The 14,431-nt window shown below is 57.6% G+C and carries 15 protein-coding genes; 8 read left to right on the top strand and 7 right to left on the bottom strand.

Annotation, left to right across the window (positions count from 1 at the left end):
• Both F3I21_RS04575 and hutH read left to right on the top strand, forming a co-directional pair.
• Window positions 1–801, top strand: a complete 801-nt coding sequence (locus F3I21_RS04575) for an ABC transporter ATP-binding protein (protein WP_021508428.1) — start codon at window positions 1–3, stop codon at window positions 799–801.
• Window positions 798–2,282 carry a histidine ammonia-lyase gene (gene hutH / locus F3I21_RS04570; RefSeq protein ID WP_150058402.1) on the top strand — a complete coding sequence of 495 codons (1,485 nt, stop codon included), beginning with the start codon at window positions 798–800 and terminating at the stop codon, window positions 2,280–2,282. The genes F3I21_RS04575 and hutH overlap by 4 nt, the downstream gene beginning before the upstream one ends.
• A gap of 33 nt (window positions 2,283–2,315) precedes the next feature.
• Here hutH and F3I21_RS04565 read toward each other — a convergent pair whose 3' ends face one another.
• Window positions 2,316–2,945: a flavin reductase family protein gene (locus F3I21_RS04565; RefSeq protein ID WP_150058401.1), complete on the bottom strand. Its 630-nt coding sequence runs from the start codon at window positions 2,943–2,945 to the stop codon at window positions 2,316–2,318.
• A gap of 179 nt (window positions 2,946–3,124) precedes the next feature.
• Between F3I21_RS04565 and rlmF the strand changes: the two genes are divergently transcribed.
• Window positions 3,125–4,051, top strand: coding sequence for a 23S rRNA (adenine(1618)-N(6))-methyltransferase RlmF (gene rlmF, locus F3I21_RS04560; RefSeq protein ID WP_127833848.1), 927 nt, complete (start codon window positions 3,125–3,127; stop codon window positions 4,049–4,051).
• Window positions 4,052–4,116: 65 nt separating this feature from the next.
• Here rlmF and glnQ read toward each other — a convergent pair whose 3' ends face one another.
• From glnQ to rhtA, 5 genes are all read right to left on the bottom strand, one after another.
• Complete coding sequence (glnQ, locus tag F3I21_RS04555) at window positions 4,117–4,839, bottom strand: glutamine ABC transporter ATP-binding protein GlnQ (protein ID WP_021508424.1); 723 nt, start codon at window positions 4,837–4,839, stop codon at window positions 4,117–4,119.
• On the bottom strand, window positions 4,836–5,495 hold the full coding sequence (glnP, locus tag F3I21_RS04550; RefSeq protein WP_021508423.1) for a glutamine ABC transporter permease GlnP: 660 nt from the start codon (window positions 5,493–5,495) through the stop codon (window positions 4,836–4,838). Before glnP ends, glnQ begins: the two co-directional genes overlap by 4 nt.
• Window positions 5,496–5,581: 86 nt before the next feature.
• Window positions 5,582–6,328, bottom strand: a complete 747-nt coding sequence (gene glnH / locus F3I21_RS04545; RefSeq protein WP_021508422.1) for a glutamine ABC transporter substrate-binding protein GlnH — start codon at window positions 6,326–6,328, stop codon at window positions 5,582–5,584.
• Window positions 6,329–6,639: 311 nt separating this feature from the next.
• On the bottom strand, window positions 6,640–7,143 hold the full coding sequence (dps, locus tag F3I21_RS04540; protein WP_021508421.1) for a DNA starvation/stationary phase protection protein Dps: 504 nt from the start codon (window positions 7,141–7,143) through the stop codon (window positions 6,640–6,642).
• Between the two features lie 294 nt (window positions 7,144–7,437).
• Complete coding sequence (gene rhtA / locus F3I21_RS04535) at window positions 7,438–8,346, bottom strand: threonine/homoserine exporter RhtA (RefSeq protein ID WP_150058400.1); 909 nt, start codon at window positions 8,344–8,346, stop codon at window positions 7,438–7,440.
• A 502-nt stretch (window positions 8,347–8,848) separates the two neighbouring features.
• Between rhtA and ompX the strand changes: the two genes are divergently transcribed.
• On the top strand, window positions 8,849–9,361 hold the full coding sequence (ompX, locus tag F3I21_RS04530) for an outer membrane protein OmpX (protein ID WP_031279869.1): 513 nt from the start codon (window positions 8,849–8,851) through the stop codon (window positions 9,359–9,361).
• Window positions 9,362–9,507: 146 nt separating this feature from the next.
• Here the strand turns inward: ompX and F3I21_RS04525 are convergent, their stop codons facing one another.
• The gene (locus tag F3I21_RS04525; protein WP_021508417.1) at window positions 9,508–9,702 is read right to left on the bottom strand and encodes a hypothetical protein; all 195 of its coding nucleotides are present in this window, start codon (window positions 9,700–9,702) and stop codon (window positions 9,508–9,510) included.
• Between the two features lie 264 nt (window positions 9,703–9,966).
• On the opposite strand from F3I21_RS04525, the gene mntR reads away from it, so the two are divergent.
• From mntR to F3I21_RS04505, 4 genes are all read left to right on the top strand, one after another.
• Window positions 9,967–10,425, top strand: coding sequence for a manganese-binding transcriptional regulator MntR (gene mntR / locus F3I21_RS04520; protein ID WP_021508415.1), 459 nt, complete (start codon window positions 9,967–9,969; stop codon window positions 10,423–10,425).
• A gap of 21 nt (window positions 10,426–10,446) precedes the next feature.
• Complete coding sequence (locus F3I21_RS04515; RefSeq protein WP_058769512.1) at window positions 10,447–11,556, top strand: SLC13 family permease; 1,110 nt, start codon at window positions 10,447–10,449, stop codon at window positions 11,554–11,556.
• 182 nt (window positions 11,557–11,738) lie between these two features.
• A complete protein-coding gene (locus tag F3I21_RS04510) occupies window positions 11,739–12,866 on the top strand; it encodes an HlyD family secretion protein (protein ID WP_021508413.1) in 1,128 nt (375 codons plus the stop codon).
• The gene (locus F3I21_RS04505) at window positions 12,863–14,431 is read left to right on the top strand and encodes a DHA2 family efflux MFS transporter permease subunit (RefSeq protein ID WP_058775341.1); all 1,569 of its coding nucleotides are present in this window, start codon (window positions 12,863–12,865) and stop codon (window positions 14,429–14,431) included. The genes F3I21_RS04510 and F3I21_RS04505 overlap by 4 nt, the downstream gene beginning before the upstream one ends.

Below are 14,431 nucleotides of genomic sequence, written 5' to 3'. Positions count from 1 at the left end.
ATGCATTCCACTTCACCAGTCACCTTGTCCGCCACTGATATCCATAAATCCTTTGGCGCTATGGAGGTGCTCAAAGGCATCTCACTGCAGGCGCATCAGGGCGATGTTATTTCAATTCTCGGTGCCAGCGGCTCGGGCAAAAGTACCTTGCTGCGCTGCATCAATCTGCTGGAGACGCCGGATGCTGGCGTGGTGAGCGTCGGCGGCGAAACCATTGAAATGAAGCGCCACGCGCGCGGTCATCAGCTGGCGGCGAATCCTAAGCAGATCGAACGCCTGCGCTCGCGGCTGGGCATGGTGTTTCAAAGCTTCAATCTGTGGTCGCACATGACGGTGCTGCAGAACGTGATTGAAGGTCCGCACTATGTGCTGAAGCGCGACAAAAAGAGTTGTATCGCCCAGGCAGAGCAGTTGCTGGATCGCGTCGGGCTGCTTAACCGCAAGGATTTTTATCCGGCGCAGCTCTCCGGCGGCCAGCAGCAGCGCGTGGCGATTGCCCGCGCGCTGGCGATGGATCCGGAGGTGATGCTGTTTGATGAGCCAACCTCGGCGCTCGATCCGGAACTGGTCGGCGAGGTGCTGAAGGTGATGCGCAGCCTGGCGGAAGAGGGGCGCACCATGCTGGTGGTGACGCACGAGATGGGCTTCGCGCGCAACGTCTCTAATCGCGTGGTGTTTATGCATCAGGGCAACATTGATTGCGAGGGCACGCCGGAAGCGATGTTTGGCGCCAGCGGTTCATCGCGCTTTAAGCAGTTTATCTCCAGCCATCAGAGCCATCACGCGGAGCAGCCAGTATGACCGTCGTCTGGGGCGATGCGCCGCTGACCTGGCAGGCGCTGGTACAGGTAGCGCGACATAACGCCGAACTGACGCTGAGCGCCGCCGCCTGGCAGCGCATTGCGCGCGGTCGCGAGATCGTCGAACAGATCGTTGCCAGCGGTCAGATTGCCTATGGCATCAACACCGGGCTGGGGGCGCTGTGTAACATCACCCTGCCAGAAGACCAGCTCAGCCAGCTGTCACGCAATACGTTGCTGAGCCACGCCTGCGGCGTCGGTCCGCTGCTGACGCGCGAGCAGACGCGCGCCATTCTGTGTGCGGCCATCGCCAACTATAGCCACGGCAAATCCGGCGTTTCGGTGGCGCTGGTGCAGCATCTGCTGGCGCTGCTCAATCAGCAGATCACGCCGCAGGTGCCGTCGCAGGGTTCAGTCGGTTATCTCACCCACATGGCGCATATCGGACTGGCGCTGATTGGCGTGGGCGACGTTGAGTACCAGCAACAGGTGATGCCGGCGGAGCAGGCGCTGCGGCTGGCCGGTTTACAGCCGTATCGCCCCGGCGCCAAAGAGGGCCTGAGCCTGGTCAACGGTACGCCGTGCATGACCGGGCTGAGCTGTCTGGCGCTGGACGATGCGGCGCGGCTGCTGGATTGCGCGGATGTCACCGGCGCGATGAGCTTTGAAGCGCTGCGCGGTCAGCTGGCGGCGTTTGATGCCGAGGTGATTGCGCTGAAAGCCAGCCCCGGTATGCAGCACAGCGGCCAGCGTCTGCGTGCGCTGCTGAGCGACAGCCCGCTGCTGGCGGCGAGCTGCGGCATACGCACCCAGGATGCGCTCAGCCTGCGTTCGATGCCGCAGGTGCACGGCGCCAGCCGCGATCAGTTCGCCCACGCAGCGCATCAGGTTGAGATCGAACTGAACGCCTGCACCGATAATCCGCTGGTACTGGGCACGCCGGACGACTGGCGCGTGGTGTCGCAGGCCAATCCGCACGGCGAATCGGTTGCCATGGCGGCCGATCTGCTGGCGATTGCCATGGCGGAGATCGGCAGTATTGCCGAGCGCCGGCTGGATCGGCTGGTCAATCCTCTGGTCAGCGGGCTGCCGCCGTTTCTGGTGGCGCAGCCGGGCGTCAACTCCGGCATGATGATCGCGCAATACGTGGCGGCTTCCCTGTGCGCGGAGAATCGTCAGCTGGCGCAGCCGGCGGTGCTGGACAATTACGTCACCTCGGGACTGCAGGAGGATCACCTCAGCCTCGGTACCGGCGCGGCGCTCAAGCTGCTCAGGCTGCTGAATAACCTCTGGCAGGTGCTGGCGATTGAGTACCTGCTGGCGGCGCAGGCGCTGGATTTTCACGGTGAGGCGCAGCTGGCCCGCGGCACGGGCCGGGCGCTACGCGCGCTGCGCGCTGAGGTTGCCACCTGGCAGGAGGATCGCTGGCTGGCACCGGAGATAGCCCGGGCGGTGAAGGTGTTACAGACGCTGGCCTGCTAGCGGCGCAATGTATCGCGCCGCCAGTGTCCTGATTTAATCGCGGCGCGCGTCCGGGCGCACCAGATCAAAACGCTGATCTTCGCTGATAGCGTAATAGGCGGAAGGACCGCCGGCGCGCAGAATTGGCTGCGCTTTGGCGGTCTGATAGATGCCGTTCTCCAGCAGCGCTTCATCGATGTGAATCGCCACCGCTTCGCCCAGTACCAGCCAGCTCTCCAGCTCGCCTCCCTGTGCATCCTGCAGGCGAATCAGCTGTGTCAGGCGACACTCAAAGTTGACCGGGCTCTCCGCTACCATGCTGACGTTAACGTGGGAAGCGGCCAGCGGCGTCAGGCCGGCGAGGGCAAACTCGTCGTGATCGGGCGGCACCGAGGCGGAGCTCTCATTCATGGCTTCTGCCAGCGGACGCGTCGCCAGGTTCCAGACGAACTCGCCGGTTTCGCTGATGTTCTTGACGCTGTCTTTCCAGCCGCTGCTGGCAAAACCAATGATTGGCGGATGGTAGTTAAAACAGTTAAAGAAACTATAGGGCGCCAGATTGCGCTGGCCGCTGGCGCTTTGCGAGCTGACCCAGCCAATCGGGCGCGGGCCGACGATGGCGTTGAGCGGATCGTGAGGCAGACCGTGTCCACTGCGTGGCTGATAAGTGTAACGTTGACGCATTTGCGCTCCTGATTCGTCCTTTATACTGCGTGTTCCGGCGGCGCTGGCGGCTGGACGCAGTATTGCGGATGCAGTTTTAGGGAGAATAGATTTAAATTCGTTGCACTAAATTTTCCTGGCGGATTGTGCGCTGCCGTCATCCAGCGTATCTTACGCGCGCATTAATGTCCGGAGAATCTATGAACAAGCCTGCCGCTACCGCGCTCTTTCATCCGCGTAACCGCCATCAGGGCCGTTATGATTTTGCTGCCCTGACTGCCGCGCATCCGCCGCTGGCGGACAAAGTGCGCCCCAACGGTTACGGTGAGCTGTCGGTTGATTTCGCCGATCCGCACGCGGTGCTGCTGCTGAACCAGGCGCTGCTGAAACTGTTTTATAACCTGAACTGGCAGCTGCCGGAAGGCTATCTGACGCCGCCGGTACCAGGCCGCGCTGACTATATCCATGCCCTGGCGGATCTGCTGGCCAGCGATAACGGTGGCGTGCTGCCGCGCGATCTCGACGTGATGGATATTGGCTGCGGCGCCAACTGCATCTATCCGCTGATCGGTCACGCGGAGTATGGCTGGCGCTTTACCGGCACCGACATCAGCGCGGACGCCGTTAACGCCGCCAGTCAGATTGTGGCCAGCAACCCCGGCCTGCAGCGCGCCATTCGCCTGCGCCGTCAGAAGCAGGAGAGCGCGATTTTTGCTGGCGTGGTGCACAAGAATGAACGTTATCACGCGGTACTGTGTAATCCGCCGTTCCACGCCTCGGCGGCCGATGCGGCGGCCGGCAGCCAGCGTAAAGTGCGCAATCTCGGCCTGAGCAGGCAGGCGCCGCTTAACTTCGGCGGTCAGCATAACGAGCTGTGGTGCGACGGCGGTGAGCGTGCGTTTATCGGCCGGATGATCGATGAAAGCGTCGCATTAGGCGATCGCATCGTCTGGTTTACCTCACTGGTGTCGCGCAAAGAGCATCTGCCTGAACTGCGCGACCGGCTGAAGGCGCACGACGCTTATCAGGTACGCATCGTCGACATGGCGCAGGGCCAGAAGCAGAGCCGCTTTATCGCCTGGACATTTTTACCGCCCGCCACGCGCGCGCAGCGGCTGGCACGCTAAGCGCTGCTCAGGTAAAAAAAAGCCGCTACGGGGATCCGCAGCGGCTTTGTTGTTTTTACGCCGTATTAAGAGACGTGCTGCAGGAACTCACGCAGACGGTCGCTCGGCGGGTTAGTGATCAGATCGTCCGGATTGCCATCTTCCGCGATGGTACCTTTGTCGATAAAGATCAGGCGCGACGCCACTTTCTGTGCGAAGCCCACTTCATGGGTCACGATCACCATGGTCATGCCTTCTTCCGCCAGATCCTGCATCACTTTCAGCACTTCGTGACGCAGCTCGGGATCGAGTGCCGAGGTAGGCTCATCGAACAGCATCATCTTCGGCTTCACCGCCAGCGCACGAGCAATCGCCACGCGCTGCTGCTGGCCGCCGGACAGCTCAGAAGGGAAGTGGTGGGCGCGCTCGGCGAGGCCGACCTTGCCCAGCAGCTCACGTGCCAGTTTGTGTGCGGCGTCTTTCTTCGCCCCGCGCACGCGGATCGGACCAAAAGCCACGTTGTCCAGCGCGCTCATCTGCGGGAACAGATGGAACTGCTGGAACACCATACCGGCTTCCTGACGGATCAGGCGTTCATCCACTTTCGGATCGTTAACCTTCATGCCATCGACAATCAGTTCGCCACTGCTGATCTCTTCCAGCTTGTTGATGCAGCGCAGCAGGGTAGATTTACCGGAGCCGGACGGCCCGATGATTACCACCACTTCACCCTGATTAATTTTCAGGTTGATGTCGTGCAGTACCTGAGTCTGGCCGAAGTTTTTCGAGACGTTTTTAAATTCAATCACAGGATTTTCACCCTTTTCTCAATACGGCGCAGCACAAAGCTCAACACCAGCGTAATAACCAGGTAAATGATGGCAACGGCGCTCCAGATCTCCAGCGCGCGGAAGTTACCGGCGATGATCTCCTGGCCCTGACGGGTCAGTTCCGCCACGCCAATCACGATGAACAGCGAGGTGTCTTTGATGCTGACGATCCACTGGTTACCCAGCGGCGGCAGCATGCGGCGCAGCGCCAGCGGCATGATTACGTAGCGCAGTGTTTCGCGGCGCGACAGGCCAAGCGCCAGGCCGGCTTCACGGAAACCTTTGTTGATCGACAGCACCGCACCGCGGGTAATCTCCGCAATGTAGGCACCGGAGTTGATCATGATGGTCACGACGGCGGCGGTGAACGGGTCGATGCGCAGGTCCGGGAAGGCCATCGGCAGGGCGAAGTAGATGAACATCACCTGCACCACGATCGGCGTGCCGCGAATCAGTTCAATGAACACTAACGCGATGTTGTTGGTGATCCAGCCGCCGTAGGCGCGAGCGAAACCGGCTACGAGGCCGATAACCAGGCCGCCAATCAGGCCGAGGATCGAGATAAGCAGGGTCATTTTGGCGCCTTCGATCAGGATCGGTAAGGCGGGCCAGATGACGCTCCAGTCAAACTCCATGGTGTGACTCCAGAATCTGTTGCAGTGGAAATGTAAAAAGCAGGGAGAACAAAGCTCCCTGCTGATAAAAAGGCGTCAGGCCTGAATTATTTAGGTTCGCTGCCGAACCATTTTTTATAGATAGTGTTGTAGGTACCGTTGTCGTGCAGGGTTTTCAGCGCGCCATTCACTTTCTCACGCAGGTCGTCGCTGCCTTTCGGGAAAGCGATGCCATACTGCTGCGCTTCGATGGAGTCGCCGACGGCTTTGAAACGGCCTTTACCAGCGGTGTGGATGAAGTACAGGATGTTTGGCGTGTCGTGCAGCACGGCGTCAGCACGGTTAGTGCCTAACTCCATGTACGCGTTATCGATGTTCGGGAACTGGCGCAGATCTTTGGTTTTGATATGCGCTTTGGCGTAATCCACCGAACCAGTGCCGCTTTTCACTGCCACCACTTTACCGTTCAGATCGTCGATGCCTTTGATGTCATTTTCGTTGTTACGCACCATTACCAGCAGGCCGCTTTTATAGTAGCCGTCAGAGAATTCGATGGCTTTTTTACGTTCTTCGGTAATGGTGATGCCGGCCAGTGCCAGGTCAACGTTTTTGGTTTGCAGCGCCGGAATGATGCCGCTGAAATCCATCGGCTTCAGGGTGTAATCCAGCTTCAGCTGTTTAGCGATAGCGTCCCACAGGTCGATATCGAAGCCGACGTACTTGTCGCCCTGTTTGAATTCAAACGGAACGAAGGCGGTGTCGGTAGCGACCACCAGTTTCTTGTCTGCTGCAGTGGAGGAAAGCGAGAAGGCCAGCGCCAGCGCGGCCACGGAGACTTTAATCAACGACTTCATCATTTTTTTCCTTATTACCCGTCAGGCCTGGTGGCCTGATGTACGGCTCATCATATGAAAAAATTATGCCAACTTTTCTCAAACGCGGAAATCAACAGATTGCCGGGGCAGGCTGACACGATTCTGCACGCCGGGAAAAGTTCGCACCAGAATGAATCACCAAAATGGTGCATTGTGCTGTGGTGGTGCAGGCACAGTGTGCATCAGAGTGATAATAAGGGAAAGAAAGGATTAAGGAATTGTTAACGGCGTCAAAAAAGCCGGGCGGGTAGCAGGCATAAAAAAGGCGGGATAACCCGCCTGTCTGAGCATTACTCGATATTTGATTCAATAAACCACAGGAACTTATCAAGGTCACGCGATGCGGCAGTAAAGATATCGGCCGTATCTTCGTCTTTCACTTCACTGATGGCTTTACGCGTATCGTTAGCCACGACGGCATAACGGTCAGCCAGCGCTTTCAGGTGATCCTGTACGCTGTGAATATTCAGCGGATAGCTTTTCAGCGGTGACTTGTCGTTAACCACCTGCGTGGTGCCCAGCGCAACGCCGCCCAGCTGTACCACACGTTCTGCAATGGTGTCCTGGTGATCGGTAATCGCGGTACGGAAGCCATCCAGCATTTCATGAACGCCAATGAAGTTCGCGCCACGCATGTTCCAGTGCGCCTGCTTGGTGATCAGCGACAGGTCAATAAATTCCACGACCAGACGGTTGAGCACCTCGATGGTAGCTTTCTTCTCGCTATCAGCCACGTCATTGCGGGTATAAATCAGATCGGAAGATTTAGTTTTAACCAGTTTTGCGGTACTCATCATTAATGTCCTCTTATTGATGGTTGTCCTAATCAAGCACGGGAATAAGTATAGCAGCAGTTTTTCACTCTGCAGGATTGATTAAATCAATGACAGGAATAGTTAAAGCTTAATGTTAAGTCGCGAAAATAGTGTTTTTATTAAAACTAATATAAATCAATGCCTTATTGCATGTGTTAATTATTTTTCTATCATGTTGCAAAATAATAACAGCTTACCGTGTGGCTATTTAAGAAATGATAATGAGAATGTGTCTATATACAGCCGGTTAAATAACCGGCTGACCGGTACGGCTTATTGCGGCGTGTTGATATCCACTTCATTTATATGTGCCGCTTTCTGTTTCATGGTGAGCGTCGAGCCGGCAGACGCGGCGATAATCGCCAGCAGCGCCAGCCATTGCTGCAGCGTCAGCAGCTCGCCGAGGAACAGCATGCCGGAGAGCGCGGCCATCGCCGGTTCCAGACTCATCAGCGTACCGAAAATGCGCGCCGGCAGACGCGTCAGCGCCATCATTTCCAGCGAGTAAGGAATAGCGCTGGAGAGCAGGGCGATGAGCAACGCCAGCGGCAGAATTTCCCACTGCCAGATACCGGGCGCGGCAAAGGTCAGACCGAGCGGCACAAAAATCACCGAGGCGATCAGCGAGCCCATTGCCACCGTGGCCGGGCCGTGTTCCGCGCCTGCCCGCTGGCCCGTCAGAATATAGACCGCCCAGCAGGCGCCGGCACCCACGGCCAGCAACGCGCCGGTAGGATCGATATGGCTCAGGCCATGACCAATCGGCAGCAGGAACCACAGGCCGGTGACCGCCAGCAGCACCCAGAGAAAATCCAGCGGACGGCGTGCGCCGGCCAGCGCCAGCGTCAGCGGGCCGAGAAACTCCAGTCCCACCGCCACGCCCAGCGGCACAGTGCGGATCGAGAGATAGAACAGGTAATTCATGCAGCCCAGCGCCAGTCCATACATCATCAGCGGCTTGCGCTGCTTTGCACTGAAGCGCAGGCGCCAGGGTTTGAAAATCGCGCACAGGATGAGCGTGCCCAGTCCCAGACGCAGCGCGGTAATGCCAGGCGCACCGACGGTGGGAAATAGCGATTTCGCCAGCGACGCGCCGCCCTGCAGCGACAGCATGGCGATCAGTAATACGGCAACCGGCAGCACTACCGGCGCCAGTTTGGGGTGGGAAAGAGGTGCAGACATCCTGTGATCAATTCCTGTGATGATGAATAACCAGGCAACGGGCAGCCAGTGTAAAGCAATCGGCGGGAAATAAGGAGGCGGCTGAGGCAATGATGCGGGGTTTCTGTCGCCGCTTTTTTATCGGGCGCGGCCGCCTCGCATCATCTGGCGTCAGTGACGCCTCATTCACACCGCTTTTCGGGCGAAATTTCGGCGAATAAAGCGCGACGGTGGAAAAAATGCACCAGCGACTGGCTGAAAAAACGCCATTTTCAGGGCCATTTCCGTAAAGAAATGTCAGGTTAGTTTAGGAATTTACTTAAACCGATAATTTTCTGTGCGCAGGATTATTGCAGAAAGATGATGCTTTTTATAAGAAAAATGAATGACATAGGAAAGTTCATTAACTTTCTGTTACACCAAACAATCTGTTAGACAACAAAATGCGGGCAGAGTTTCTTGCTAAGTTTTGTTATATTTTTAGCGTTGTCAGGAGAGAAGTATATTCACATTTGAGGTGGTTATGAAAAAAATTGCATGTCTTTCAGCACTGGCTTGTGTACTGGCAGTTTCCGCTGGTTCCGCCATGGCACAGAGCACCGTTTCTGCCGGCTACGCGCAGAGCGACTATCAGGGCGTTGCTAACAAAGCTAACGGCTTCAACCTGAAATACCGCTACGAAGACGGTTCTAACCCACTGGGTTGGATCGGTTCTTTCACCTACACCGAAAAAGATCGCACTGAAGATGGCGTGTACAACAAAGGTCAGTACTACGGCATCACCGGTGGTCCGGCTTACCGTCTGAACGACTGGGCCAGCATCTACGGCGTAGTAGGTATCGGCTACGGCAAATACCAGCAGAACCAGACTGCCGGTCAGTCTAAAACCGACAGCAGCGACGTAGGCTTCTCTTACGGCGCAGGTATGCAGTTCAACCCAATCCAGAACGTTGCTCTGGACGTGGGCTACGAGCAGAGCCGCATCCGTAACGTCGACGTGGGCACCTGGATTGCTGGCGTAGGTTACAGCTTCTAAGTTTTTGCTTAGACCAGAGTTGCACAGAAACGGCCCTTTACGGGCCGTTTTTTTATGCCTGCAAACGCTGCCGTGAAGGGCGTTTTTCGCAGGCAAAATAAAACCCGCTGCAGGCAGCGGGTCAGACTGTGAAGCCCTGAGGAAACTCAGCCGCGCCAGATCAGATTCGGGCAGGGCTGCGCGGCGATTTTTTTGCCGGTCAGTTTCTCAAGCAGCATCAGGCGCAGGGCAAAAGGCGAGCGGCTAAACAGACACAACAGCGACTTCAGCTCAAAAGCCGGTTTGCTTTGTACGGTCTGGAAGCATTTGCCGCAGTCGAGGCAGCTTTTCATCGTGCTCATCTTTACCTCCTGGAAAACGGGTAACTCAACAGTAAGCACAGCCCTGCAATAAACAGCAGGAAAAGGAGCAGCAACAGCCAGGGTTCGTTCATCGTTGCCTCCTTTGTAGGCTATTCGCTTACAACATGTACAAAGATAGCACTGGCTATACTCTTTAGCCAACACTATTCAGGAAAAATTTGTGCTTATTTGTGCCTGGTTTACAATGAGCGCAGCCAGCCCGCACCGCAGGTAAAGTGCGGCAGATAATAAAGAGGAAGCTGAATGAGTCGTCGTGCGAAAAGCGCCACCCACATGCCCCAGGGGCCGCTGAAAGATATTGAGGAGCATGTCGAAGGATTTCGCCAGGTACGCGAAGCGCATCGCCGTGAGCTGATTGATGATTACGTTGAGTTAATCTCTGATTTAATTCGTGAATTTGGCGAGGCGCGCCAGGTCGACATGGCGGCACGCCTGGGCGTTTCGCAGCCGACCGTGGCCAAAATGCTGAAGCGTCTCAGTACCACCGGTCTGGTTGAGCAGGTGCCGTATCGCGGCGTGTTCCTCACCCCGGAAGGCGAGAAGCTGGCTGAAGCCAGCCGCGTGCGCCATCACATCGTTGAAACCTTTCTGCTGGCGCTGGGCGTCAGCCCGGAAACCGCCCGCCGGGATTCCGAAGGGCTCGAGCATCACGTCAGTGATGAAACCCTCGCCGTGTTCCAGAAATTTTACGAGAATCGCTAACCTACAAGGCCTTCTGCCATCATGCCCATCGTGCTTCGTTCCTTAATGCGTGACCGCGTTTTGCATTTACTGTTGCTGTTGGGCGTGATTCTGTTGCCGCTGGCGGATTACCGCTGGCCGCAGCTGCCCGCCGCCGTTGACTGGCACACCATCATGACGCTCACCGGTTTGCTGATGCTGACGAAAGGGCTGGAAAACAGCGGCTATTTTGATGTGCTCGGTGCGCGGCTGGCGCAGGGCTTCCAGCACGAACGCACGCTGGCGCTGTTTATGGTGTGTGCGGCGGCGCTGCTCTCGACCTTCCTGACCAATGATGTAGCGCTGTTTATCCTGGTGCCGCTCACGCTGACGCTGCGCAAGTTCTCGCGCCTGCCCATCTCCCGGCTGATCATCTTTGAAGCGCTGGCGGTCAACGCCGGCTCGTTGCTGACGCCGGTCGGCAACCCGCAAAATATCCTGCTGTGGAGCCACGGCACGCTCAGCGTGGCCGGTTTTATCGGTCAGATGGCGCCGCTGGCGGCGATGCTGATGCTGACGCTGGTGGTGCTGACGTGGTTTAGCTTCCCGGCGCGCAGCATTGAGAAGCATGATGCACCAGGCAACCAGCAGTGGCAGAAACCGCTGTTTATCGTCAGCGTCCTGCTGTACGTGGTGTTTATCGTCGCGCTGGAGCTGAAACTCACCGGCTGGGCGCTGCTGCTGGTGGCGGGCTGTTTTCTGCTGATGGCGCGTCAGGTGCTGGCGACCATCGACTGGAGCCTGCTGCTGGTGTTCGTGGCGATGTTCATTGATGTCTTTTTACTGATGCACCTGCCGATTCTGCAGCCGCATTTTGCCGCCATCGGTCAGCTGGGCGAGGGCGGTATCTATCTGCTGGCGATTGGCCTGTCACAGGTGATCAGCAACGTGCCGGCCACTATTCTGCTATTACAAAAAGTCCCGCCTTCCGAAGTGCTGGCCTGGGCGGTGAATATCGGCGGCTTTGGTCTGCTGCCGGGATCGCTGGCCAACCTGATTGCGCTGCGCATGGCACAGGACGCCAAAGTGTGGTGGCGTTTCCATCTGTTTTCCCTGCCGATGCTTGCCTGGTCGATGCTGTGCGGCTGGCTGTTGTTACAGCTGCTGCGCTAACCCTGACCCACCTGTCCGCCTTTGCAAGACGCGCTGATTTATCAGCGCGTTAAGTGATGTGGCAGAAAATGCGTCGGATGTTAGCTTATGTAAAGTTACACTGGCATTTGTCAATTTCCCATCTAAGGTTAAGTTGACCGTTTCGCCCGGGGATCGGGATTACCAGCCAGTGATGACAAATTATGAGTGAAAACCACAATCCGCCATCCGCCGATGAGCAAAAAGACAACAACACGTCAGATTCCAGTCAGGATAACGAGCAATCACCCCGTAAACGCCCCGGCAAAAAGCCGCTGATCATTCTGGCGATTGTGGTGGTGATTATGCTGCTGGTGGGATTCTGGTTCTGGTTTAGCACGCGCAACATTGAAACCACCGACGATGCGTTCACCGAAGGCGATGCCGTGACCATCGCGCCCAAAGCGTCGGGCTACGTGGTGCAGCTGCTGGTAAAAGATAACCAGCGGGTGAAGAAGGGCGATCTGCTGGTGCTGATCGATCCGCGTGACAACGCCGCACAGCGCGATCAGGCCAAAGCACAGCTCGGTCTGGCGCAGGCGCAGCTGCATCAGGCGCAGGCGCAGCTGGCGCTGGCGCGGGTGCAATATCCGGCGCAGCGCGATCAGGCGCTGGCCGACCAGGCGCGGGCGCAGGCCAATTTACTCAATGCGCAGGCGGATTACCGTCGTCAGCGCGGTGTTGACCCGCGCGCAACCTCGCAGCGCAATATTGATACCGCCGCTGCGCAGTTACGCTCGGCTGAAGCGCAGCTGCAGAGCGCCAAAGCGCAGGTCGAAGTGGCCTCGCAGGTGCAGTTGCAGATTCGCCAGCAGGAAACCAATGTCGAAGCGCGGCAGCAGCAGGTCGAGCAAGCCCGGGCTCAGCTCAACACTGCCGAGCTTAACCTCTCTTACACCGAAGTACGCGCGCCGTATGACGGTTTCGTCACCAAACGCAACGTGCAGCCCGGTACGCTGGTGCAGGCTGGCAGCGCGCTGTTTTCGCTGGTATCGCCGGATATCTGGATCACCGCCAACTTCAAAGAGTCGCAGCTGGCACGCATGAATCCGGGCGATAAAGTGGAGATTGGCGTTGATGCCTGGCCGGACATGAAGCTGGAAGGGCACGTCGACAGCGTGCAGATGGGCTCCGGCTCGCGCTTCTCTACCTTCCCGGCCGAGAACGCCACCGGTAACTACGTGAAGATTGTGCAACGCGTGCCGGTGAAAATTGTGATTGATAAAGGGCTCGACCCGAATCATCCGTTGCCGCTTGGCCTGTCGGTTGAACCGAAGGTGACGGTGGAATGAGTGCGAGCGAAAGCTGGCGTCCGGCCAGCAATCCCTGGCTGGTTGCCATCACGGTAACGCTGGCGGTGTTCATGGAGATTCTGGACACCACCATCGTTAACGTCGCGCTGCCGCACATCGCCGGGTCGCTGTCATCCAGCTACGATGAATCCACCTGGGTACTGACCTCTTATCTGGTCGCCAACGGCATTGTGCTGCCGATCTCGGCCTTTTTCAGCCGCCTGTTTGGGCGCAAGCAGTTCTTCCTGATCTGCATCGTGATGTTTACCATCTGCTCCTTCCTGTGCGGTATTGCCACCGAGCTGTGGCAAATCATTCTGTTCCGCGTACTGCAGGGCTTCTTCGGCGGCGGGCTGCAACCGGTGCAGCAGTCGGTGCTGCTGGATTACTTCAAGCCGGAAGATCGCGGCAAGGCTTTTGGCCTGTCATCGATTGCCATTATTGTCGCGCCGGTCATTGGCCCGACGCTCGGTGGCTGGATCACTGATAACTACAGCTGGCGCTGGGTGTTCTTTATTAATATTCCGGTGGGGATCCTCACGGTGCTGGCGATCTATCAGCTGCTGGAAGATCCGCCGTGGGAGCGCAAGTGGGAAAAGGGCCGGCTGAAAATCGACTATATCGGCATCAGCCTGATTACCCTGGGTCTCGGCTGTTTGCAGGTGTTTCTCGATCGCGGTGAGGACGAAGACTGGTTCGCTTCACACTTCATTCGCCTGTTTGCCATGCTGGCGGCCGTCGGCATCGTCGGTGCGGTTTACTGGCTGCTGTATGCGCGCAAGCCGGTGGTGGATATCACGGTGATGAAGGACCGCAACTTCTGGGTGGCCGGTCTGCTGATGGCGGGCATGGCGATGATTCTTTATGGCAGCTCGGTGGTGTTACCGCAGCTGGCACAGCAGGATCTCGGTTATACCGCCACCTGGTCCGGGCTGGTGCTGTCGCCCGGCGCGGTCCTGATCGTGCTCACCATCCCGCTGGTGTTGAAGCTGATGCCGATTGTGCAGACGCGCTACATCATCGCCTTTGGCTTTACCTGTCTGGCGCTGGCCTTCTTCTATTCCAGCACCCTGACGCCCAACGTGGATTTCACCACGCTGGTGCTGATGCGCAGCGCGCAGTCGATTGGTCTCGGCTTCCTGTTTGTGCCGCTCACCACCATTGCCTTTATCACCGTGCCGCAGCGCCTGAATGCGGATGCCTCCGCGCTGTTCACCATGTTCCGTAACGTGGCCGGTTCGATCGGCATCTCGCTGGCCACTGCCGGCATCACCGAACGTGAACAGGTGCGATCGGCCCACATGGTGCACAACATGTCGCCGCTCAATGAGCAGTTCAACCTCACGCTGCAGCACTGGGCGCAGGCGATTCGTGACTTTACCAGTGCAGTGGGCGATCCGCTGACGCTGGCCAGCGGTCAGCTCTATCAGGAGATGATTGCCCAGGCGCGTATTCTGGCTTACATCGACGTGTTCATGGGCCTGAGCATTGTCGCCGTGCTATTGATTCCTTTTTGTTGGTTGCTTTCGCCGATCAAGAGCGAAGGCAGTGCAGGAGCACATTAA

It is taken from the genome of Pantoea sp. B_9, assembly GCF_008632015.1.
Taxonomy (GTDB): domain Bacteria; phylum Pseudomonadota; class Gammaproteobacteria; order Enterobacterales; family Enterobacteriaceae; genus Pantoea; species Pantoea dispersa.
The sequence above is the reverse complement of the archived record's forward strand: the minus strand, read 5'-3'. Positions and strand labels throughout refer to the sequence as shown.

Bases quoted from the DNA above. Each gene is read 5' to 3' on its own strand.
- F3I21_RS04575 (WP_021508428.1), top strand. From the start codon at position 1: ATGCATTCCACTTCACCAGTCACCTTGTCCGCCACTGATATCCATAAA.
- hutH (WP_150058402.1), top strand. From the start codon at position 798: ATGACCGTCGTCTGGGGCGATGCGCCGCTGACCTGGCAGGCGCTGGTA.
- F3I21_RS04565 (WP_150058401.1), bottom strand. From the start codon at position 2,945: ATGCGTCAACGTTACACTTATCAGCCACGCAGTGGACACGGTCTGCCT.
- rlmF (WP_127833848.1), top strand. From the start codon at position 3,125: ATGAACAAGCCTGCCGCTACCGCGCTCTTTCATCCGCGTAACCGCCAT.
- glnP (WP_021508423.1), bottom strand. From the start codon at position 5,495: ATGGAGTTTGACTGGAGCGTCATCTGGCCCGCCTTACCGATCCTGATC.
- glnH (WP_021508422.1), bottom strand. From the start codon at position 6,328: ATGAAGTCGTTGATTAAAGTCTCCGTGGCCGCGCTGGCGCTGGCCTTC.
- dps (WP_021508421.1), bottom strand. From the start codon at position 7,143: ATGAGTACCGCAAAACTGGTTAAAACTAAATCTTCCGATCTGATTTAT.
- rhtA (WP_150058400.1), bottom strand. From the start codon at position 8,346: ATGTCTGCACCTCTTTCCCACCCCAAACTGGCGCCGGTAGTGCTGCCG.
- ompX (WP_031279869.1), top strand. From the start codon at position 8,849: ATGAAAAAAATTGCATGTCTTTCAGCACTGGCTTGTGTACTGGCAGTT.
- F3I21_RS04525 (WP_021508417.1), bottom strand. From the start codon at position 9,702: ATGAGCACGATGAAAAGCTGCCTCGACTGCGGCAAATGCTTCCAGACC.
- mntR (WP_021508415.1), top strand. From the start codon at position 9,967: ATGAGTCGTCGTGCGAAAAGCGCCACCCACATGCCCCAGGGGCCGCTG.
- F3I21_RS04515 (WP_058769512.1), top strand. From the start codon at position 10,447: ATGCCCATCGTGCTTCGTTCCTTAATGCGTGACCGCGTTTTGCATTTA.
- F3I21_RS04510 (WP_021508413.1), top strand. From the start codon at position 11,739: ATGAGTGAAAACCACAATCCGCCATCCGCCGATGAGCAAAAAGACAAC.
- F3I21_RS04505 (WP_058775341.1), top strand. From the start codon at position 12,863: ATGAGTGCGAGCGAAAGCTGGCGTCCGGCCAGCAATCCCTGGCTGGTT.